The organism is Pseudotabrizicola formosa, from assembly GCF_002900965.1.
Taxonomy (GTDB): Bacteria; Pseudomonadota; Alphaproteobacteria; order Rhodobacterales; family Rhodobacteraceae; genus Pseudotabrizicola; species Pseudotabrizicola formosa.
In genome coordinates this window covers 705,348-725,982 of the sequence record NZ_PJOM01000001.1, presented here as the reverse complement: position 1 = coordinate 725,982, position 20,635 = coordinate 705,348, and the positions used below count along the sequence as shown (strand labels likewise).

The window sequence follows — 20,635 nt, the reverse complement described above, 5'->3', positions numbered from 1 at the left end:
CGTGGATGATCGAACAGAAAGAAAACAACCCGGAGTTGCAAAGAGCGCCGATTCCCCGGTCGTCGGCGGTTTTCTGTCCCTGAAAAAGGCATAAAAATGCCATAATCCGTTCGTCCTGCACGTCAAAGGCAGGTCGTTACGAACGGAGGAACATTTCATGAAAAACTTTGTTGCAGGTCTGGCAGTGGCAACACTTGTCAGCCTGTCATCCGGTGCTGCCTTTGCAGCAACCATCATCGACGGGACGACGCAGGGGCTGTACAACAGTGGCATCGGCGACCTGAACGTGGGCAGCGCGCCCTTTCCCTGCCCGAACGTAGGCTGTGGCGATCCCAATGTTGATTATGGTCCCGGTGACGCAGCCCTGATCAACGGTATCGTCAATACAAGCGCAGCCCTTGGCAACTGGCTGACCACGCCGACGACACCCGGCGGCACCTGGTCTGGCGGTCCGGTGAACATCCCCAGCACCTGGAGCATCAACAGCGAAACCGCAATCATCTATGCGATTGATGCAGGGGCCACCGGTCTGAGCAATGTCATCGCCAGCTTTGGGGTCGACAACGGGCTGTTCGTCTGGCTCAACGGGGTGTTCCAGGGCGGGCATCTGCGGTCCGGCGGTGTGGCTGCGAATGAATTCGTGCTGAACCTTGGCAGCCTGGGCGTGGGGATGAACTATCTGCAGGTCCTGCGCGAAGACCACGGCGGTTCCACCGGCTATTCGGTGCTCGTCACCGGTGATGTCTCGGCCGTGCCACTTCCGGCAGCGGGCTGGCTCATGCTGGCGGGGATCGGCGGTCTGGCGGCCCTGCGTCGTCGCCGCAAGGCAGCCTGATCTGCCCCCAAAAAACGCGCGCTCCGGGAACCATCCCCGGTGCGCGCTTTGCGCCCCTGCAGTAAACTGTCGTCACGTCAGAGGCGCACGAACAGGCCGTGGCGTTCTGCCCTGCACAGTCATACCGGTTTTCTTGCAGGCAGACGGCCATTCCAAATCCGCACTGCCATGCTAACTTAGCTCCGACACTAAAAAATATCGGAGATCTGCATGAATATCACCTGGCTTGGCCATTCCGGCTTTCGGATCGAGATTGAAAACGCGGTCCTGCTGATCGACCCCTGGCTGGACGGCAACCCGATGTTCCCCGCAGACAAGCGCGCCGATGCGCTGGCGGGCGTCACCCATATCTTCCTGACCCATGCCCATGGTGACCATGCGTCAAGCGCGGTGGCGATTGCACAAGAGACCGGGGCCACCCTTGCTGCCATTCACGAACTGGCCAATTACCTGACCCGCGAAGGCGCGAAAACCGTGATCGGCTTTGGCAAAGGCGGCACGATTGACGCGAACGGGGCCAAGGTCACCATGGTCAATGCCGCGCATTCCTCCAGCATCGACTTTGCCGGCGACACGCCCCTTGTTGGCGGGTCGGAAGCCGGCTTCATGATCGCCGGCGAAGGTCAGGTCATCTATGTGTCGGGCGATACCGATATCATGGCCGATATGGACTGGATGGCCGATTACCACAAACCGACCATCGGCATCCTGTCCTGCGGCGGGCATTACACCATGGATATGGCCCGCGCCGCCTATGCCGCGCGGCGCTACTTCAACTTCAAGACAGTGATCCCCTGCCATTACAAGACCTTCGGCCTGCTGGCCCAGGATGCGTCCGAACTCAAGGCCGGTCTGCCCCCCGGCGTGTCGATGATCGAGCCCCAGGTGATGGAGCCGATCCGGTTCTGACCCACCCGCAGGCCCGTCACCAGACGGGCCTGCCCGGCAAGGGGCGCCCGCAAGTGTAAAGAAATCCCTAACATCACAAATCAAGCCATTGTTATAAAAAGACTATTCAAAATGTAACACAGTGGGAACCTACCCCCGCCTGCCCGCGAAAAACGACCGCAGCAGCGCCTCAGACTCCCCTGCCCCGATGCCGTCATAAACCTCGGGAACGTGATGGCACTGCGGATGGGCAAACACCCGCGCCCCGACCGCGACACCCCCGCTTTTCGGGTCAGCCGCGCCGTAATACAGCCGCGCCACCCGCGCGGCAGAGATCGCCGCCGCACACATCGGGCAGGGTTCCAGCGTCACGTACAGATCATGCCCCAGCAGCCGCTCCGACCCCACCCGCCCGCAGGCCTCGCGGATCACCAGCACCTCGGCATGGGCCGTGGGGTCGCACAATTCCCGCGTGCGGTTGCCGGCCTGCGCGACTATCCTGCCACCCGGCGCCACCAAGACCGCCCCCACCGGAACCTCGCCGCGCAAGGCCGCCGCCCGCGCTTCTTCCAGCGCCAGATCCATGAAGGAGATAAACCCGCGTTGCTCTTTCATCTGTTTCTAAATATCCTCGGGGGTCCGGGGCAGACAGCCGCCGGGGCTGGCCACCCGGAGCCAAGGATGACAGTCATGCCTGCAAATGAAAAGCCCGCCCGCCCGAAAGCGGCCCCCAAAGCCGCCGCACCACAAGGCGAACGCATCGCCAAGGTGTTGTCGCGCGCCGGCATTTCATCGCGGCGCGAGGCGGAACGGCTGATCGAGGCGGGCGAAGTCACCGTCAACGGCAAGGTCATCACATCTGCAGCCCTGAACGTCACCGCCGCCGACCGCATCACCGTGTCAGGCCAGCCGGTCGGCGCGCCCGAACCGGCGCGGCTGTGGCTCTACTACAAGCCCGAAGGTCTGGTGACCTCGGCCTCGGATGAAAAGGGCCGCGACACCGTCTTCGACAACCTGCCCGAAGACATGCCCCGCGTCATGTCGATCGGCCGGCTTGACCTCAATTCCGAAGGCCTGCTTCTGCTCACCAATGATGGCGCGCTCAAACGCCAGTTGGAACTGCCCTCCACCGGCTGGCTGCGCAAGTACCGGGTGCGGGTCAAGGGCAACCCGACCGAACCTGAAATCGAGCCGCTGCGCAAAGGCATCACCATCGATGGCGAACGGTTCCAGCCGATGGAGGTCAAGATCGACCGCCATCAGGGGGCCAATGCCTGGCTGACCATCGGATTGCGCGAAGGCAAGAACCGCGAAATCCGCCGCGCCATGTTCGCCATCGGTATGACCGTGAACCGGCTGATCCGCGTCAGCTATGGCCCGTTCCGCCTGAACGAAATGGAACCGGGCGATGTCGAGGAAATCAAGGCCCGCATCCTGCGCGACCAGCTGGGTGCCCTGCTGTCAGGCCAGATCGAAGATGCCTCCGAGATCCCGACCAAGGCCAAATCCCGAGTCCGCACCACCAGCCGCACCGCAGGCGATGATGACCGCCCGGCGCGCGGTGCCAGTGCCCGCCCCGCCCGCGCCACACCCGGCGATCGCCCGGTGCGCAGCGCGGCCGCGCCCGCGCGCGACGAGCCCCCAAAGCCGGGCCGCACCACCACAGGCAGACAGAACCGCAGCGCCGCAGTGGCCAAAGCCCCCGGCACCATGACCTCCCCCCGTGGCCGCAAGGCGCTGGGGCAATTGGCCGACAGCTGGGGTGCCGCGACCAAGCCCGCAGCCAAAGCTGCCGCCAAGCCAGAGGCCAAATCCACCCGCCGCCCTGCCCCCTTGCAGATCGAAGGCGACACGGCCGCCCCAAGACCGCGCAGCCGCACCAAGACCGCGGCCAAGCCCAGCACCCGCAACGCAGGCCCCGCAACCCCGCGCGGGCCCGGCCCGAAGCCTCCACCCCGCCGGAAGTGACGCTGGCGGGGGATTGCCTTCAGACCCCTCCCCCCCGTGTCACCTCTGGCAAGCGATTGATCCTTCGCCTATACTAAGCAAACAGGCCCGCCCGTCGCCGTGCCGCTGCCGCCAGAATGAGGCTGATATGACCGGAAACGGGATGCAAACCCTGTCTTTCATTCTGCTGATCGGCCTTGTGGGCTATGTTGCCTTTGGCGGGGGGCTCTAGATGGCCCGGCGTTTTGGTGGGCGGTTCAGCCCGGGGGCATCACCTGATGCCAAGGGCACTCAGCCTCCGGCCCACCCTTTTGACGGCAAGCAACCGCTGCGGGGCGCAGGCCGCGCCCGCTTTATGGGCATCGCGGGCCTGCTGTTCCTGCCTGCCGCCTTCACCGGCGCGCCGCGCGAACTGGTCTTCGGTTTGGCCGCAACGGCCCTGATGCTTGCCGCCGCTTTCCTGACCCGCGAAGGGCTCAAAGCCCATGCCGCCTTTGATACGCGCAAGATCGCCCGCCGTCCGGCCTTTCCCCGCAAGATCTTCGGCTCGGTGCTGACCGGCGCCGCCTTGGTGGCCGGCGGATTGATGACCCATGAGGGCCTGCTCTACCCGCTCCTGTTCGGGCTTGCCGGGGCGGCGCTGCATTTCAACACCTTTGGTCCCGACCCGCTGCGCGACAAGGGCAGCGAGGGGATTGATACCTTCCAGACCGACCGCGTCGCCCGCGCCGTGGATGAGGCGGAAAAGCATCTGGCCGCGATGCGCGACGCCATCCTGCGCGCCTCTGATCGCCAGCTGGAGATGCGGGTGGACCGCTTCACCGCCGCCGCGCGCCAGCTGTTCCGCACGGTTGAGGATGACCCGCGCGACCTGACCGCTGCCCGCAAGTACCTGTCGGTCTATCTGATGGGGGCCCGCGATGCGACGGTCAAGTTTGCCGATCTTTATGCCCGCTCGCGCGACACGCAGGCCCGCAGCGACTACCTCGCCCTGCTGGACGACCTTGAAACCACTTTTGCCGACCGCTCGCGCCGCTTGCTCAGCGACAACCGCAGCGATCTTGATGTCGAAATTTCCGTGCTCCGCGACCGGCTGAAAACCGAAGCCTGACAGACCATAGTTCAAACCCATTCTCCGCCCCCCATTGAGAGTAGCGCCATGAAAACCACCACCCGCGAACAGGCCGCCCAGACCCTGACCCAGATCGAGGAAGTCACCGCCGTTGTCCTGCCCGAACCGGGAACCGAGATCGTGCCGCTGACCCAGGCCACAGGTGACAAGGCGACCGAAATCCGCAGTCGCATGGCCGAGCTCGAGATGGACAACACCCAGTCGATCCTCTCGTTCGGGTCAAAGGCGCAGGCCGAGCTGCAGGTGATTTCCCAGCAAATGCTGGCCGATGTCAAAAGCAAGGACGCCGGCCCGGCCGGCGACAGTCTGCGCCAGATCGTGGCCACCATCCGCGGCTTCGGGGCCGAAGAGCTGGACCTGCGCCGCGACCGCAGCTGGTGGGAAAAGCTGCTGGGCCGCGCGGCTCCCTTTGCCAAATTCGTGTCGCGCTATGAAACCGTGCAGGGCCAGATCGACAAGGTCACCGAAGACCTGTTGCGCCATGAACATACGCTTCTGAAAGACATCCGCTCGCTGGATGTGCTCTATGAAAAGACGCTGAACTTCTACGACGAACTGGCGCTTTACATTGCCGCGGGCGAAGCCAAGCTGGCCGAGATGGATACCACCGCCATCCCCGCCAAAGAGGCAGAGCTGGCCGCGGCCGCGCCGGATGATCAGGTCAAGACCGCGCAGGACCTGCGCGACCTGCGCGCCGCACGCGATGATCTGGAACGCCGGGTGCATGACCTGAAACTCACCCGTCAGGTCACCATGCAGTCGCTGCCCTCGATCCGGCTGGTGCAGGAGAACGACAAATCGCTTGTCACCAAGATCAACTCGACCTTGGTCAACACCGTGCCTTTGTGGGAAACCCAGCTGGCACAGGCCGTCACCATCCAGCGCTCGCGCGAGGCGGCTGATGCGGTGCGCGGCGCCAATGACCTGACCAATGAGTTGTTGACGAAAAACGCCGACAACCTGCGCGAAACCAACCGCGTCGTGCGCGAAGAGATGGAGCGTGGCGTCTTCGACATCGCCTCGGTCAAGCGGGCCAATGATCAGCTGATCGCCACCATAAACGACAGTCTGCAGATCGCCGATGAAGGCAAGGCCCGCCGCGCCGCCGCCGAAGCCGAATTGCAGAAGATGGAGGCCGACCTGCGCGATACGCTTGCCTCGGCCTCTGCCCGCCGCCCCGTTCCGCCGACCCAAGGATAAGCCCCACCCAATGCGCGTTTCCGCCGTTTTCCGTCTGACCGTTTCCGCCCTGTGCGGTCTGGCGCTTGTGGGCTGCGTGGCCAGCCCGCAGGCCCCGCGCGTCTCGCCCACAGCACCCGCACGCCCGGCCGCGGTGGTCGTGCCACAAACAGCACCCTCGGCCGCCAGTCAGGCCGTGCGGCAGCATTTCGCCCGGGTTCAGGCCGATCTCTTGTCCAACGGCTTGCTGCGCACCGATGGTGGCGGGCGCGACACGCCCTTCACCGACCGGATGCTGGCCGAAAACTTCATCCGCATCGCGCTCTATGATGAATATGTGCGCGGCAGCGGCGGCCCGGTACAGCGCGAAACGCCCAGCCGGTTGCGCCGCTGGGAAGCCCCGGTGCGCGTCGGGCTGCGCTTTGGTGCCTCGGTCAGCCCCAGCGCCCGCGCCACCGATACCGCGCGGGTCCGGTCCTACCTTGCCCGCCTCAACCGGCTGACCGGGCACCCGATCGCGTTGAACGATGCCGCCCCGAACTTCTTTATCTACATCGTGAACGAGGATGAACGCCGCGCGCTTGGCCCCACCGCCGCCGCCGCCCTGCCGGGCCTCTCCGGGGCAGAGGTAGCGGGCATCACCGACATGCCCTTGTCGACCTATTGTCTGGTCTATGCCATGTCCGAAGGCAATTCGGGCCGCTACACCCGCGCCTTTGCGGTGATCCGGGCCGAACACCCCGACCTGTTGCGCCTGTCCTGCATGCATGAAGAAATCGCGCAAGCCATGGGCCTTGCCAATGACAGCCCGCGCGCGCGCCCCTCGATCTTCAACGATGACGAGGAATTCGCCCTGCTGACGGGGCAGGACGAACTGATGCTGCGCATGCTCTACAACCCCGCCCTGCGCACCGGCATGGCCGAAGCCGAGGCGCGGCCCATTGTCGAATCCCTTGCACGCGCCCTTCTGGGCGGTGAAAGCTGACCCCCTCCCGGTGTGACGATCCGACCGGAAACAACGGAGAACTGCCATGGTATTCGATTTCCTCAAGGGCGAATTCATCGATGTCATTTCCTTTCTGGATGACACCCGCGATACGATGGTCTGGCGCTTCGAACGCCGCGGGCAGGCCATCAAATACGGGGCCAAGCTGACCGTGCGCGAAGGGCAGGCAGCGGTTTTCGTGCATGAAGGGCAGCTGGCCGATGTCTTCGGCCCCGGCCTTTACATGCTGGAAACCAACAACATGCCGATCATGACCACCCTGCAACATTGGGATCATGGATTCAGCAGCCCCTTCAAGTCCGAGGTGTATTTCATAAACACCACACGGTTCAATGATCAGAAATGGGGCACCAAGAACCCGATCATGACGCGCGACCCCGAATTCGGCCCGGTGCGCCTTCGCGCCTTCGGCACCTATTCCATGCGGGTCAGCGACCCTGCGGTATTCCTGCGCGAAATCGTCGGCACGGACGGCGAATTCACCGCCGATGAAATCTCGTACCAGATCCGCAATATCATCGTGCAGGAATTCAGCCAGACCATCGCCCGGTCGGGCATCCCGGTGCTCGACATGGCCGCCAACACCGCCGATCTGGGCAAGATCGTCACCACCGCCATCAACCCGACCATTGCCGCATACGGGCTGACCCTGCCGGAATTCTACATCGAAAACATCAGCCTGCCGGAAGAGGTGGAAAAGGTGCTCGACAAGCGCACCTCGGTCGGCATCGCGGGCGATCTGAACAAATACATGCAGTTCAATGCCGCCGAAGGCATCGCCAACCCCGAGTCGGGTGCAGGCGCAATGATGGGTGCCGGCATGGCGGCCGGAATGGGGGCTGCGATGGCGCAAGCCGCCGGGCCATGGGGTGCCCCCCCCGCCGCAGCCCCGGCAAGCGCCGTCCCGCCGCCGCCGCCGCCTGCGGCAGCCACTGTCTGGCATCTGGCCGAAAACGGCACCACCAAAGGCCCGTTTGACGAAGCCACCCTTGCCACCATGGCCACATCCGGCAAGATCACCCGCGCCAGCATGGTCTGGACCACCGGACAGGACGGCTGGAAAGCGGCCGGCGACACCCCGCTGAACCGCCTGTTCGACTCTGTCCCGCCGCCCCCGCCCGCGCCGTAACCCATGCCAGACCAAGACCACCGCTGGCCCTGCGAGAGCTGTGGCGCAGACCTGCGCTACTCTCCGGGGGACACAGCGCTCAAATGCGACCATTGCGGCCATGTGCAGGCCCTGCCCGACGCGCCCCCGGCACGCCATTCGGCGCTGGACGAGCTGGACCTGACCCGCGCCCTGCAAGACGATCTGCCACCGGCGCAGATGGAAGAGGTGCGCATCACCCCCTGCCCGTCCTGTGGCGCGCAGGTGGAATTTCACGGGGCCCAGCACGCCACCGAATGCCCGTTCTGCGCCACACCCGTCGCCATCGGCACCGGCACAGAGCGTCTGATCAAACCGCAAGCCGTCCTGCCCTTCGCGCTGACCGAACGGCAGGGGCGCGAGGCGATGGTGGCCTGGCTCGGCAGCCTGTGGTTCGCGCCCAATAGCCTTGTGCAATACGCGCGCAAAGGCCGGACGCTCTCGGGCCTTTACGTCCCCTACTGGACCTATGACGCCGCCACCCGCAGCCGCTATGCCGGGGCGCGCGGCACCTATTACTATGAAACCCGCACCGTGACCGTGCAGGTCAATGGCAAGAACCAGCGCCAGCAGCAACAGGTGCGCAAGACCCGCTGGCACGCCGCCTCGGGCTGGGTCTCGCGCCGGTTTGATGATGTTCTGGTGCTGGCCTCTGCCTCGCTGCCCCGCCGTTACACCGACGCGCTGGCCCCTTGGGATCTGGGCGCGCTGGTGCCCTACTCCCCCGATTACCTCGCCGGATTCACCTCCGAAGGCTATACCGTCAGCCTTGCCGACGGCCAGACCATCGCGCGCGAGGTGATGGCGGCGCAAATCGCTCAGGACGTGCGCCATGACATCGGCGGCGATGAACAACGCATCGACCGCATCGACACCGCCTATTCGGCCGAGACGTTCAAGCACATCCTGCTGCCGATCTGGATGGCGGCCTACAAATACAATGGCAAAAGCTATCGCTTTGTCGTCAATGGTCAGACCGGCAAGGTGCAGGGCGAACGCCCCTATTCCGCATGGAAAATCGCTTTCGCCGTCCTCGCCGCCGCCATCCTCATCGGCGGGATCGCGTTGCTCAGCCAAAGCTAGCGCAGGCCCGCCCTTTCCGACCCGGCCACAATCGTCTAGACGTCCGAAACACAAAAAATCAGGGGGCAGGTCATGCAGATGAACAGACGCACGGTTGTTTTGGGCCTCGGGGCCCTCTGGCTTTCCGGTTGCGTCGGCGGCGGGGGCACGGGTTCGGTCGTCTCGCGCGGGCCGGAACCCGGCATGTCACCCGTGCCCAACGCCGGATTTGACGCCTGGGTGACCGGCTACAAGTCGCGTGCCGTCAGCCGGGGCCTGTCGCAATCCACCATCGACAGCGCCTTCCGCTCGGCAGGCTTCCTGCCCGGCGTGGTGGAACGTGACCGCAACCAGACCGAATTCACCCGCACGCTGGAAGATTACCTCGCCATCGCCGCCAGTCCCGACCGCATCGCCAAGGGCCGCGCCGCCCTGGCCCGCCACGGCAGCACCCTGGCCGCCATCGAGGCGCGCTACGGGGTCGAGGCCGAGGTGGTCACCGCCGTCTGGGGATTGGAAAGCCAATATGGCGAACGGCGCGGCACGGTGCCTGTCATTTCCGCTCTTGCCACGCTGGCCTATGACGGGCGGCGCGGCGCCTTCTTCGAACAGCAACTCACTGCCGCCCTGCGCATCCTGCAAAACGGCGACACCACCCCCGCCAACATGACCGGCAGCTGGGCCGGGGCCATGGGCCACACCCAGTTCATCCCGACCAGCTATCTGGAATTCGCCGTCGATTTCACCGGCGACGGGCGGCGCGACATCTGGTCCGACGATCCGACCGATGCGCTTGCCTCTGCCGCCGCCTACCTGTCGCGCTCCGGCTGGCGCAAGGGCCAGCCCTGGGGGGTCGAAGTCCGCCTGCCCTCCGGCTTCAACACCGCCGTCACCGGGCGCGGCAAGGGCCGCAGCCCGGCCGACTGGTCAGCCATGGGCGTCACCACCACCGATGGCACCCGCCTGCCAAACCACGGCGCAGGCTCGATCCTCATCCCGCAGGGGGCCTCTGGACCGGCCTTCCTGATCTTCAACAATTTCAACGCCATCGCCCGCTATAACAACGCGGTCAACTATGTCATCGGCGTCGGTCACCTGTCTGACCGCCTGCGCGGCGGTCCGCCCATCCGGGGCAATTTCCCGCCTGACGCCACCGGCATGACCATCGCCGACCGTCAGGATCTGCAGCGCCGCCTGACCGCCGCAGGCTTTGACACCGAGGGCAGCGACGGCGTGATCGGCGCAAAGACCCGCGCCGCCATCGAAGGGTTCCAGCGCCGCCGTGGTCTGCCCGTCACCGGCGCGCCGTCGCGCGCCCTGCTGCAGATGCTGGGCGGCTGAACCGGCGCAGGGGGCTGTCCGCCCCCCCCCCCGGCACGCCCCGCCCGTCGAGGAGACGCGCGGCACGCGCGCGACGAGACAAAAACAATGCGGCGCAGCCGCTCCGTCAGATCCGCCTTTGCCCGGCGCAGCGCGCCGGGGCGTTGACTTGCCGCCCCACCCGCGCAATAGCGCAGTATCCCTGACCGGAGGCTCTGATGCTCGATCTGACCCGTGTGCTGCCCCATGCCCGCATCCCCGAACTGCCGAACCCCTATTTCGGCAAGGTGCGGGATTGCTATGATCTGCCGCCCAGCCCAGACCATCCGGGCGGACGCCGCATCCTGATCTCATCCGACCGGATCTCCGCCTTCGACCGTATTCTGGCCGCCATCCCTTACAAGGGGCAAGTGCTGACCCAGACCGCCCGCTTCTGGTTCGACCAGACCGACGACATCTGCCCCAATCATGTGCTGGGCTACCCGGACCCGAATGTGGTCATCGGCCAGCATGTCACCATCCTGCCGGTGGAAATCGTGGTGCGCGGCTATCTGGCCGGGACCACCTCCACCTCGGTGCTCACCCAATACCGCGCCGGTCAGCGCAAACTCTATGGCCATAGCCTGCCCGATGGGATGCGCGACAATCAGCCCCTGCCGCAGCCGATCATCACCCCCACGTCCAAAGCCTTCGACGGCGGCCATGACGAACCGCTGACCGCCGACGACATTCTGGCGCAGGGCCTGCTCACTCCCGCGCAATGGGAAGAGGTTTCCGCCCATGCCCTTGCCCTCTTTGCGCGCGGGCAGAAGATGGCGGCAGAGCGCGGCCTGATCCTGGCAGACACCAAATACGAATTCGGCACCGATGCGGCCGGCCGCATCCTGCTGGCCGATGAAATCCACACCCCCGATTCCAGCCGCTACTGGCGCGCCGACGGCTATGCCGCCGCCTTCGAGGCAGGCACCCGCCCGCCCAGCTTTGACAAGGATGTCATCCGCTCCTGGGTTGCCGCGCGTTGCGATCCCTACACCGACCCGATCCCCCAGATCCCCGCCGAGATCATCACCCACACCGCCCGGGTCTATATCGAGGCCTATGAGGCGATCACCGGCCAGATCTTCCACGGCGACAGCGCGGGCCCAACCCCGCTTGACCGGATTCGTGCCAATCTGTCGCCCTGGTTTGTCTGATGACATCCGCCTTGCAAAGGCCGGCGCAGCGATTAATCTGGATTATATTTAACACAGTTTAACAAAACGGGATGTCATGACCCAACAGCCTGTGATGCCAGGGGCCGGTGATCTTTCGTGCCTGTCCGTCATGGGCGGGCGCGAGGCAGATATCCTGCTGTCCATCCTCACTGCCTCGCAGGACTGCCTCAAGCTGCTCGAGCCGAATGGCAGGCTGATCTTCATGTCTGAAAACGGCATGCGCGCCTTGGAGATTGACACCTTCGACACGGTCAACGGCCGGCCCTGGCACGAGATGTGGCCAGCCCCGCTGCGTCCCACCCTGACCGATGCGATCCACCGCGCCCGCATGGGGGAACGGGTGGTGTTCGAGGCGGAATGCCCCACGGCAAAGGGCAGCCTGAAATGGTGGAATGTCTCGGTGCTGCCGATCCGCGGCGCAGATGGCAGCACTCACAGCCTTCTGGCCGCCTCGCGCGACATCACCGAACGGGTGCTGCGCGAACGCGAACAACAGGCCTATGCCCAGGATCTGGAGCGCGAACTGGCCGAAAAATCCGACCTTCTGGTCCAGCGTGACTTTCTGATGCGCGAAGTTGACCACCGGGTGAAAAACAGCCTGTCCCAGGTCGCCTCGATCCTGCGCCTGCAGGCCCGGCGCTCGTCCGACAGCGTCCGCGCCGCGCTGGACGAGGCGGCGCGCCGTGTGGCGGCGATCGCGCGGGTGCATGAACAGATGCAGGTCAGCAGCGATTTCCGCTCGACCGCCATCGTGCCGCTGGTAGAGCGGCTTTGCGCCGAGTTTTGCCTGACCTTCGACCGTCAGATCCAGTTCAGCGCCGCCACCGAGGATGACATGACCATGCCATCCGAACGCGCGGCAGCCTTGTGCATCATCGTCAGCGAATTGGTGGCCAATGCCGTGCGACACGGAAGCGGAACCGGCCCGGTGACGGTCCATCTGCGGCAAACCGGGCCCAGTGCCACCTTGCGCGTTGTCAATGCCGCCAGCGAGGCCCGCCCGCCCGCCGGTGCTGCCGCGTCCGGCCTTGGCACCATGATCTGCGAAACCTATGCCACCACGCTGGCGGGCGGGCTGGACTGGCAGTTCGAGGCGCAAACCATGACCGCGACCCTGCGTTTTTCGCCGCAACCCTAACAGTGTTTGCGCTAACACCGCCGTCGCGGATATGATCCCGCCGATACATTCCGCAATGAACCCGCCGGAGGCCCCGATGATTCTCAGCTGTGGCGAAGCCCTGATCGACATGCTGCCCCGCACCGCCACCAGCGGCGAGGCCTGCTTTGCCCCCTATGCTGGCGGGGCCGTGTTCAACACTGCCATCGCCCTGGGCCGCCTCGGCGCGCCCTCGGCCTTCTTCTCCGGCGTCTCGACCGATATGCTGGGCGAGATTCTGGCTGACACACTCACCGCCTCCCAGGTCGACACCCAGTTGCTTGCCCGGTCCGGGCGGCCCACGACCGTGGCCTTCGTCAAGCTGGTGAACGGTCAGGCCACGTACGCCTTCTATGATGAAGGCACCGCAGGGCGCCTGCTCTCAACCGACCAGCTGCCCACCCTGCCCGCGGCTGTGACCACCCTGTTCTTCGGTGGCATCTCGCTGGTGAACGACCCCGCCGCCAGCACTTACGAGGCGCTGCAGACCCGCGAAGCCCCCCACCGCATCACCATGATCGACCCCAACATCCGCCCCGGCTTCATCGCCGGGCAGGAAGAGGCGTATCGCGCCCGCATCACCCGGATGATCGCCCGCGCCGATATCGTCAAACTCTCGGACGAAGACCTGCACTGGCTGATGGGCGCAGGCGATATCGCCACGCTTGGCCGCCAGATCATCGCGACCGGGCCAAAACTGGTGTTCATCACCGAAGGGGCCGCCGGGGCGCGGGCGCTCACCGCCACGCAAAACCGTTTCGTCGCCGCCACCCCTGTCACCGTGGCCGATACCGTGGGCGCGGGCGACACCTTCAACGCCGGGGCCCTGGCCGCCCTGCACGCGGCGGGCGCGCTGACCAAAGCCGCCATCGCCAGCCTGCCCGACGCCACGCTCGACGCGGCCCTCTCCCTCGGCACCCGCGCCGCCGCCATCACCGTCAGCCGCGCCGGAGCCAACCCACCCTGGGCCAACGAGCTGTGAGGGCGGTCGTCCAGCGCGTCTCCCAGGCCTCTGTCACCGTTGACGGCGCGGTCACCGGCTCCATCGGTCCCGGCCTCCTGATCCTGATCTGCGCCATGGCAGGCGATACCGAAACGCAGGCCGAGGCCATGGCCGCCAAGATCGCCAAGCTGCGCATCTTCAAGGATGAGGCGGGCAAGATGAACCGCTCGATCCTCGACATCGCCGGATCGGCGCTCATCGTGTCGCAATTCACCCTTGCCGCCGATCTGCGCGGCAACCGCCCCGGCTTTTCCACCGCCGCCGCCCCCGCAGACGGCAAACGCCTCTACGACCATTTCACGACCCGGATCAAAGCCCTCGGCATTCCCGCCGCCAACGGCATCTTCGGCGCCAACATGGCGGTCAGCCTGACCAATGACGGCCCAGTAACCCTCTGCATCGACCTCTAAGCCCCGCGGCCCTTCTTAATTATCTGTTCATAAATATCCCGGGGTCCGGGGCAGAGCCCCGGGGGGTCCGGCCCTCCCGCCGCCCCAAACCTTAGCGCACGATCAACTCCAGCGGGTCATACAGGCTCTCCCCCATCCCCCAGGCCGCTTCTGGCAGGCTGTCGGGCTTGAACCTGATCCCCAGCATCTCCTCACGGCTGAAAAACCGCCGCTCGGTCACCACGCCCTCGGGATCGCGCCACAGATCATCAATCTGCCCGGCGACAACCTGACAGCGGAAATACAGATCCACCTGATGAAAGCCGCGCTTCGGGTCATGGAATTCGTTCACGAGGCATGGGGCCCCCACCGCGATCCTCAGCCCGGTCTCTTCCCAGATCTCGCGCATCAGGTTGTCATGCAGCGATTGCCCCACCACCGCCCCGCCGCCCGGCGCGCACCACAGGTCCGACACGCCGCCCCGATAGGCGTTGACCAGCAGCAGCCGGTCATCGGCAAGGATCAGCGCGCGGGTGGCAAGGCGGGGGGTGCGGTGTGACATGGCCGCAGCCTGTGACGTTGCGCGCCGATTGTCCACTCCCCCTTGGCATCGCCCGCGCCTGCGGCCATGTACAAGGCATGACCCGCGCCCTTGCCCTCGCCCTCCTCCTCACCGCGCCCATCGCTTTGCCGGCGCAGGCCGATTGCGTGGTTCTGCTCCACGGGCTGGCGCGCTCTGATGCCTCGCTCGTGCTGATGGCGCAGGCCCTGAACGGCGCGGGCTTTCGCACCGTCAACCAATCCTACCCCTCGACCTCGGCGCCGATTTCCGATCTGGCGGGCTTTGTCGGCGACGGCATCACCGCCTGCGCGCTGACCGAAGGCGAGCAGGTGCATTTCGTCACCCATTCGATGGGCGGCATTCTGGTGCGGCAGTACCTTGCCGATCACCGCCCCGCCGCGCTTGGCCGCGTGGTGATGCTGGCGCCGCCCAATCAGGGCTCGGAGCTGGTCGATGCGCTTGGCACCCTTGCGCCCTTTGGCTGGCTCAATGGCCCCGCCGGCGCGCAGCTGGGCACCGGAGACGACTCCCTCCCGCTCACCCTGCCCGCGCCTGACTACCCGCTGGGCATCATCGCCGGCAACCAGTCTCTCAACCCGGTCTATTCCAGCCTGATCCCCGGCCCCGATGACGGCAAGGTCAGCGTCGCCTCAACCCGGGTCGATGGCATGACCGCGCATCTGACCCTGCCCGCCACCCATACCTTCCTGATGATGAACCCGGTGGTTCTGCGCGAAACCATCCTGTTCCTGCGCACCGGCGCCTTTGATCCGGCCCTGTCCTACACACAGGCGGTCGAAGACCTGTTTTCACAGGACTAGCTTGACTTCGCCCGCGCCAAGGGGTGTATCGGCGCAAAGACCAGAACCCTTGAAAGGGGATTGCCGATGCACGCCTATCGCAGCCATACCTGCGCCGCCCTGAACACCGCCCATGTCGGTGAAACCATCCGCCTGTCGGGCTGGGTGCACCGGGTGCGCGATCATGGCGGCGTCTTGTTCATCGACCTGCGCGACCATTACGGCATCACTCAGATCCTGGCCGACAGCGACAGCCCGGCCTTTGCCGAAATCGAGAAAGTCCGCGCCGAATGGGTCATTCAGGTGGAAGGCCGGGTCAAGGCCCGCGACGCGGCGCTTGTGAACCCCAAGCTGCCGACAGGCGAAATCGAAGTCTACGCCACCGGCCTCACCGTGCTGGGCGAGGCGGCAGAACTGCCGATGCCGGTCTTTGGCGAAACCGAATACCCCGAGGAAACCCGCCTCACCTACCGCTTCCTCGACCTGCGCCGCGATGGCATGCACCGCAACATGATGCTGCGCTCGAACGTGGTGCGGTCCTTGCGCAACCGGATGTGGGACATGGGGTTCAACGAATTCCAGACCCCCATCATCACCGCCTCCAGCCCCGAAGGCGCACGCGACTTTCTGGTGCCCTCGCGCCTGCATCCGGGAAAGTTCTATGCCCTGCCGCAGGCCCCGCAGCAGTTCAAGCAGCTGATCATGGTGGCGGGTTTCGACCGCTATTTCCAGATCGCGCCCTGCTTCCGCGATGAAGACCCCCGCGCCGACCGCTCGCCCACCGATTTCTACCAGCTCGATATCGAGATGAGCTTTGTCGAACAGGAAGACGTCTTCGCCGTGGTCCAGCCGGTCATTCAGGGCCTGTTCCAGGAATTCGCCCCGGAAAAGCCGGTCGATGCCAACTGGCCCCGCATCGCCTATCGCGACTCGCTGCTGTGGTACGGCTCCGACAAGCCCGACCTGCGCAACCCGATCAAGATGCAGGTGGTGTCCGAGCATTTCGCCGGCTCGGGCTTTGCCGTCTTCGCCAAGTTGCTGGAGCAAGAGGGCACCCAGATCCGCGCCATCCCCGCCCCCAAGGGCGGCAGCCGCAAATTCTGCGACCGGATGAACGCCTTTGCCCAACAGCAGGGCCTGCCCGGCATGGGCTATATCTTCTGGCGTGAGGCGGAAGACAAATCCGGCATGGAAGCGGCGGGCCCCCTTGCCAAAAACATCGGCCCCGAGCGCACCGAAGCCATCCGCCAGCAGCTCGGCCTCGGCCTCGGCGATGCCGCCTTCTTCCTCGGCGGCAAGCCCGAGGCGTTCGAGGCGGTCGCCGGCCGCGCCCGCAATGTGATCGGCGAAGAACTCGGCCTGACCGAGAAAGACACCTTCCGCTTCGCATGGATCGTCGATTTCCCGATGTATGAAAAAACCGATGACGGCAAGATCGACTTCAGCCACAACCCCTTCTCCATGCCGCAAGGCGGGATGGAGGCGCTGAATGGCAACCCGCTGGACGTTTACGCCTATCAGTATGACCTGGCCTGCAACGGCTATGAACTGCTGTCCGGCGGCATCCGCAACCACAAGCCGGAAATCATGTTCAAGGCGTTTGAACTGGCGGGCTACCCGAACTCCGAAGTGGAAAAGCGCTTTGGCGGCATGGTCAAGGCGTTCAAATACGGCGCCCCGCCCCACGGCGGCTGTGCGGCGGGCATCGACCGGATCGTGATGCTGCTGGCCGATACCACCAACATCCGCGAAGTCATCATGTTCCCGATGAACCAGCGCGCCGAAGACCTGCTGATGAACGCGCCCTCCGAGCCCACCAACGACCAGCTGCGCGAATTGCGCCTGCGCGTGCTGCCGAAAGACGCCTGATGTACGCCGCCACCGTCCCGGTCTTTCGCCACTACCTCGCCCAGATGGCCGGGATCGTGGACAAGGCCGGGCGGGCGGCGATGACAGCGCAGATCGGCGACAGCTTCAGCGCAAGCCAGCATTTCGCCACGGCCGCAGGTTTTTCCCTGCGCATCGCCTGCCCGTTGGCGGGGCGCCCGGTGCCCGACCTGCCCACGGCGCTGGCCCCGCGCATGGCGGTGGCCCGCGCCACGCTTGGCGCGATGAAAGCGGCGGAATTTGACGGGGCCGAGGGCCGCCTCATCCAGCATCGCGCAGGATTTACCGATCTGGAACAACCCGCGCATGACTTTGTGTTCCTCTACGGCCTGCCCAACTTTTTCTTTCATATGACAATGGGTTACGCCTCCCTCCGCGCCTCTGGCATCACGCTGGGCAAAGGCGATTTTGATGGGTTTCACGGCTATCCGGATGATTTCCGGTTTGAGTAGCGACCGCAAGGCAGCGACAGACGGTGCAAAGGCGCGCGCAACCGGCTATGCTCACCCGACCCTCAGGACGGCCCGATGACTCAGGACAGCACCACCGCAGCATTCCGCTTTGGCTACGGCCTGCCGCTGCCCGCCAATGCCCCGACCGAGCCTGCCTCGATGCTGGCCGCGCTGCGCGGGTCCGATTCCATGGCCACCACCTACCCCGGCCCGCAGATGGCGGATCTGACCGAAACCCTGCTGCGCGCCGATGCCAGCCTGCGCACCTCGCGCCGGGCCACCGGCGAGGCGGCCAAGATCGCCCGGCAGGATTACCGCCAGGCCATCGCCCGGCTGGAAGGCGTCACCCTGCTGGCCGCCAAAACCACCATCGCCCGCGCGCTGGATGCGCCCGACGGGCTCCGCGAACGGCTCGTGCAGTTCTGGGCCGATCATTTCACCACCGTGGCCCGCGCGCGCCGCGACAGCCCGCTGCCCGCGACCATGGTGGAAGAGGCGATCCGCCCCCATGTCACCGACCGCTTTGCCGATATGCTCAAGGCCGTGGTGCAACACCCGGCGATGCTGGGCTATCTGGACCAGTCGGCCAGCTTTGGCCCCAACTCGCGCATCGGCCAGCGCCGCAGCAAGGGGTTGAACGAAAACCTGGCCCGCGAAGTGCTGGAACTGCACACCGTTGGCAGCGGCCATACGCAAGAAGACGTGACCCAGATGGCCGAACTCCTCACCGGCCTGACGGTTGGCAAAAAAGGTCCCACCTTTGATCCGCGCCGGGCCGAGCCGGGGCCGGAATCCGTGCTGGGCACCACCTATGACGGCGACGATCTGACCGCCGTGCTCAAGGCGCTGGACGATCTGGCCGAACACCCCGCCACCGCCGCCCATCTGGCCCGTAAACTGGCGGTGCATTTTGTGTCCGACCAGCCCAATGCCGATCTGGTGCAGGCGCTGACCGATGCCTGGCGCAATTCCGGCGGCGATCTGCTGGCGGTGACGGAATCGCTGCTGACCCAGCCTGCCGCCTGGTCCAGACAGCAGGCCAAGGCCCGCCAACCCTTTGATTTCACGGTCTCTGCCCTGCGCGCGCTGGGGCTGGACGGGGCCGATGTCATGCGCATGGCCGACGATCCCTTCCGCCAGATGATCCTGCAACCGATGGCCGCCATGGGCCAGCCCTGGCAACGCCCCCCCGGCCCCGATGGCTGGCCCGAGGCAGCCGAGCACTGGATCACGCCCGAGGCGATGGCCGCCCGCATCACCTGGGCGATGGATATGCCGTCGCGGCTGGTCAATCCGCTCCCCGCCCCCGAAGCCCTGATGACCCGCGCGCTGGGGGCCAATCTGGGCGAGCGGCTGGCCTGGGCGGTGCCCAAGTCGGAAAACATCCGCGAAGCCGTTGGTCTGGTGCTGGCCAGCCCCGAATTCAACCGGAGGTAACCCATGGACCGCCGCCTGTTTCTCAAAACGCTTACCGGCAGTGCCTGTTCGCTTGCCGCCCATCCGTTGATGACCACCGTGACACTGGCCGCATCGGATGGCAGTGCGCCCTTGGGCGATCACCGGCTGGTGGTCGTCATCCTGCGCGGCGCGATGGACGGGCTGGATCTGCTGCGCCCCACCGGCGACCCGCTGTTTGCAGGCTACCGCCCGACGCTTTCCGGCCCACAAGACCCCGACCTGACCGGATATTTCAGCCTGAACCCCACGCTTGAGGGCCTGATGCCGCTGTGGCGGGCCGGGCAGCTTGGCTTTGTGCAGGCCACCTCTACCCCCTACCGCGACCAGCGCAGCCATTTCGACGGGCAGGATATTCTGGAGGCCGGAACCGGCCTTGATGTGCCCGACGCCTCTGTGCGCGATGGCTGGCTGAACCGCATGCTGCAATCGGTGCCCGGCCTGCGCGCCCAGACCGCCTTTGCCATCGGCACGCAATCCGCCCCCGTGCTGCAAGGCCCCGCCCCGGTCAGCAACTGGCAACCCGATCTGCGGCTGGACCTGTCGGCGCAAAGCCGCCTTCTGCTGGACCATATCTACCATGACGACGCCCTGTTCCGCGAGGCCGCGACCGAGGCCGTCAGCCTGACCGAAAGCATCGACCTGTCCCGCACCGATGGCATGGCCAGCCCGCCCGCCGGTGGCCCGCTGGCCGATACAGACCGGCTGACCGATTTTGCCGCCCAAAGGCTGCGGCAAGACACCCGCATCGCCGCCTTTTCGCTCAGCGGTTGGGACACCCACCGCAACCAGCAGGGCGGCATCACCCCGCCGCTCAGGCGGCTGGAACGGGTGGTCCTGCGGCTGGCCGAGCAGCTTGGCCCGCAGATCTGGGACAAGACGCTGCTGCTGGCGATGACCGAATTCGGCCGCACCGTGGCCGAAAACGGCTCCAAAGGCACCGATCATGGCACTGGCGGCACCATGCTGATGGCAGGCGGCGCGCTGAACGGCGGGCGGGTTCTGGGCCAGTGGCCCGGGCTGGAGGAAGCCGCGCTGTATGAACGCCGCGATCTGATGCCCACCTCCGACGTGCGGGCCTGGGCGGCCTGGGCGATGCGCGGCATGTATGGCTTTGACCGGCACCTGCTCGAATCCAGCATATTCCCCGGCCTGACCTTGGGCGACGACCCCGGTCTGCTGGCCTGAGCCTGCCGCAAAA

20 protein-coding genes are annotated in these 20,635 nt (G+C 65.7%); 18 read left to right on the top strand and 2 right to left on the bottom strand.

The window, feature by feature from the left end; all coding sequences use genetic code 11:
• Nucleotides 1–157: 157 nt before the first annotated feature.
• Both CXR43_RS03655 and CXR43_RS03650 read left to right on the top strand, forming a co-directional pair.
• On the top strand, nucleotides 158–835 hold the full coding sequence (locus CXR43_RS03655; protein ID WP_103332644.1) for a VPLPA-CTERM sorting domain-containing protein: 678 nt from the start codon (nucleotides 158–160) through the stop codon (nucleotides 833–835).
• A 210-nt stretch (nucleotides 836–1,045) separates the two neighbouring features.
• A complete protein-coding gene (locus CXR43_RS03650; RefSeq protein WP_103332643.1) occupies nucleotides 1,046–1,744 on the top strand; it encodes a metal-dependent hydrolase in 699 nt (232 codons plus the stop codon).
• 129 nt (nucleotides 1,745–1,873) lie between these two features.
• On the opposite strand, the gene CXR43_RS03645 is transcribed toward CXR43_RS03650, so the two are convergent.
• Nucleotides 1,874–2,338 (bottom strand): nucleoside deaminase, encoded by a 465-nt coding sequence (locus CXR43_RS03645; protein WP_103332642.1) that lies wholly within the window; start codon nucleotides 2,336–2,338, stop codon nucleotides 1,874–1,876.
• A 75-nt stretch (nucleotides 2,339–2,413) separates the two neighbouring features.
• Between CXR43_RS03645 and CXR43_RS03640 the strand changes: the two genes are divergently transcribed.
• From CXR43_RS03640 to dtd, 11 genes are all read left to right on the top strand, one after another.
• The gene (locus tag CXR43_RS03640) at nucleotides 2,414–3,691 is read left to right on the top strand and encodes a pseudouridine synthase (RefSeq protein ID WP_103332641.1); all 1,278 of its coding nucleotides are present in this window, start codon (nucleotides 2,414–2,416) and stop codon (nucleotides 3,689–3,691) included.
• 211 nt (nucleotides 3,692–3,902) lie between these two features.
• A complete protein-coding gene (locus tag CXR43_RS03635) occupies nucleotides 3,903–4,781 on the top strand; it encodes a 5-bromo-4-chloroindolyl phosphate hydrolysis family protein (RefSeq protein ID WP_103332640.1) in 879 nt (292 codons plus the stop codon).
• Between the two features lie 48 nt (nucleotides 4,782–4,829).
• Complete coding sequence (locus CXR43_RS03630) at nucleotides 4,830–6,002, top strand: toxic anion resistance protein (protein WP_103332639.1); 1,173 nt, start codon at nucleotides 4,830–4,832, stop codon at nucleotides 6,000–6,002.
• A 10-nt stretch (nucleotides 6,003–6,012) separates the two neighbouring features.
• Nucleotides 6,013–6,966, top strand: coding sequence for a DUF2927 domain-containing protein (locus CXR43_RS03625; protein ID WP_103332638.1), 954 nt, complete (start codon nucleotides 6,013–6,015; stop codon nucleotides 6,964–6,966).
• A gap of 46 nt (nucleotides 6,967–7,012) precedes the next feature.
• Nucleotides 7,013–8,116: an SPFH domain-containing protein gene (locus CXR43_RS03620; protein WP_103332637.1), complete on the top strand. Its 1,104-nt coding sequence runs from the start codon at nucleotides 7,013–7,015 to the stop codon at nucleotides 8,114–8,116.
• A 3-nt stretch (nucleotides 8,117–8,119) separates the two neighbouring features.
• The gene (locus CXR43_RS03615) at nucleotides 8,120–9,217 is read left to right on the top strand and encodes a TFIIB-type zinc ribbon-containing protein (RefSeq protein WP_103332636.1); all 1,098 of its coding nucleotides are present in this window, start codon (nucleotides 8,120–8,122) and stop codon (nucleotides 9,215–9,217) included.
• Between the two features lie 72 nt (nucleotides 9,218–9,289).
• Nucleotides 9,290–10,537: a lytic murein transglycosylase gene (locus CXR43_RS03610; RefSeq protein ID WP_103332635.1), complete on the top strand. Its 1,248-nt coding sequence runs from the start codon at nucleotides 9,290–9,292 to the stop codon at nucleotides 10,535–10,537.
• Between the two features lie 197 nt (nucleotides 10,538–10,734).
• Nucleotides 10,735–11,709, top strand: coding sequence for a phosphoribosylaminoimidazolesuccinocarboxamide synthase (locus tag CXR43_RS03605; RefSeq protein ID WP_103332634.1), 975 nt, complete (start codon nucleotides 10,735–10,737; stop codon nucleotides 11,707–11,709).
• A gap of 76 nt (nucleotides 11,710–11,785) precedes the next feature.
• Nucleotides 11,786–12,868, top strand: coding sequence for a sensor histidine kinase (locus CXR43_RS03600; protein WP_103332633.1), 1,083 nt, complete (start codon nucleotides 11,786–11,788; stop codon nucleotides 12,866–12,868).
• A gap of 76 nt (nucleotides 12,869–12,944) precedes the next feature.
• The gene (locus CXR43_RS03595; protein WP_103332810.1) at nucleotides 12,945–13,868 is read left to right on the top strand and encodes a carbohydrate kinase family protein; all 924 of its coding nucleotides are present in this window, start codon (nucleotides 12,945–12,947) and stop codon (nucleotides 13,866–13,868) included.
• Nucleotides 13,865–14,299 (top strand): D-aminoacyl-tRNA deacylase, encoded by a 435-nt coding sequence (dtd, locus tag CXR43_RS03590; RefSeq protein WP_103332632.1) that lies wholly within the window; start codon nucleotides 13,865–13,867, stop codon nucleotides 14,297–14,299. The genes CXR43_RS03595 and dtd overlap by 4 nt, the downstream gene beginning before the upstream one ends.
• Before the next feature lie 91 nt (nucleotides 14,300–14,390).
• Here the strand turns inward: dtd and CXR43_RS03585 are convergent, their stop codons facing one another.
• Complete coding sequence (locus CXR43_RS03585) at nucleotides 14,391–14,840, bottom strand: NUDIX domain-containing protein (RefSeq protein ID WP_103332631.1); 450 nt, start codon at nucleotides 14,838–14,840, stop codon at nucleotides 14,391–14,393.
• A gap of 77 nt (nucleotides 14,841–14,917) precedes the next feature.
• Between CXR43_RS03585 and CXR43_RS03580 the strand changes: the two genes are divergently transcribed.
• From CXR43_RS03580 to CXR43_RS03560, 5 genes are all read left to right on the top strand, one after another.
• Nucleotides 14,918–15,661: an esterase/lipase family protein gene (locus tag CXR43_RS03580; protein ID WP_103332630.1), complete on the top strand. Its 744-nt coding sequence runs from the start codon at nucleotides 14,918–14,920 to the stop codon at nucleotides 15,659–15,661.
• A 66-nt stretch (nucleotides 15,662–15,727) separates the two neighbouring features.
• Nucleotides 15,728–17,509: an aspartate--tRNA ligase gene (aspS, locus tag CXR43_RS03575; protein WP_103332629.1), complete on the top strand. Its 1,782-nt coding sequence runs from the start codon at nucleotides 15,728–15,730 to the stop codon at nucleotides 17,507–17,509.
• Nucleotides 17,509–17,979: a DUF1993 family protein gene (locus tag CXR43_RS03570; protein WP_103332628.1), complete on the top strand. Its 471-nt coding sequence runs from the start codon at nucleotides 17,509–17,511 to the stop codon at nucleotides 17,977–17,979. Before aspS ends, CXR43_RS03570 begins: the two co-directional genes overlap by 1 nt.
• A gap of 75 nt (nucleotides 17,980–18,054) precedes the next feature.
• On the top strand, nucleotides 18,055–19,416 hold the full coding sequence (locus CXR43_RS03565; RefSeq protein ID WP_246831262.1) for a DUF1800 domain-containing protein: 1,362 nt from the start codon (nucleotides 18,055–18,057) through the stop codon (nucleotides 19,414–19,416).
• Nucleotides 19,417–19,419: 3 nt separating this feature from the next.
• Nucleotides 19,420–20,622 (top strand): DUF1501 domain-containing protein, encoded by a 1,203-nt coding sequence (locus CXR43_RS03560; RefSeq protein WP_103332627.1) that lies wholly within the window; start codon nucleotides 19,420–19,422, stop codon nucleotides 20,620–20,622.
• The last annotated feature ends 13 nt before the right edge of the window (nucleotides 20,623–20,635 follow it).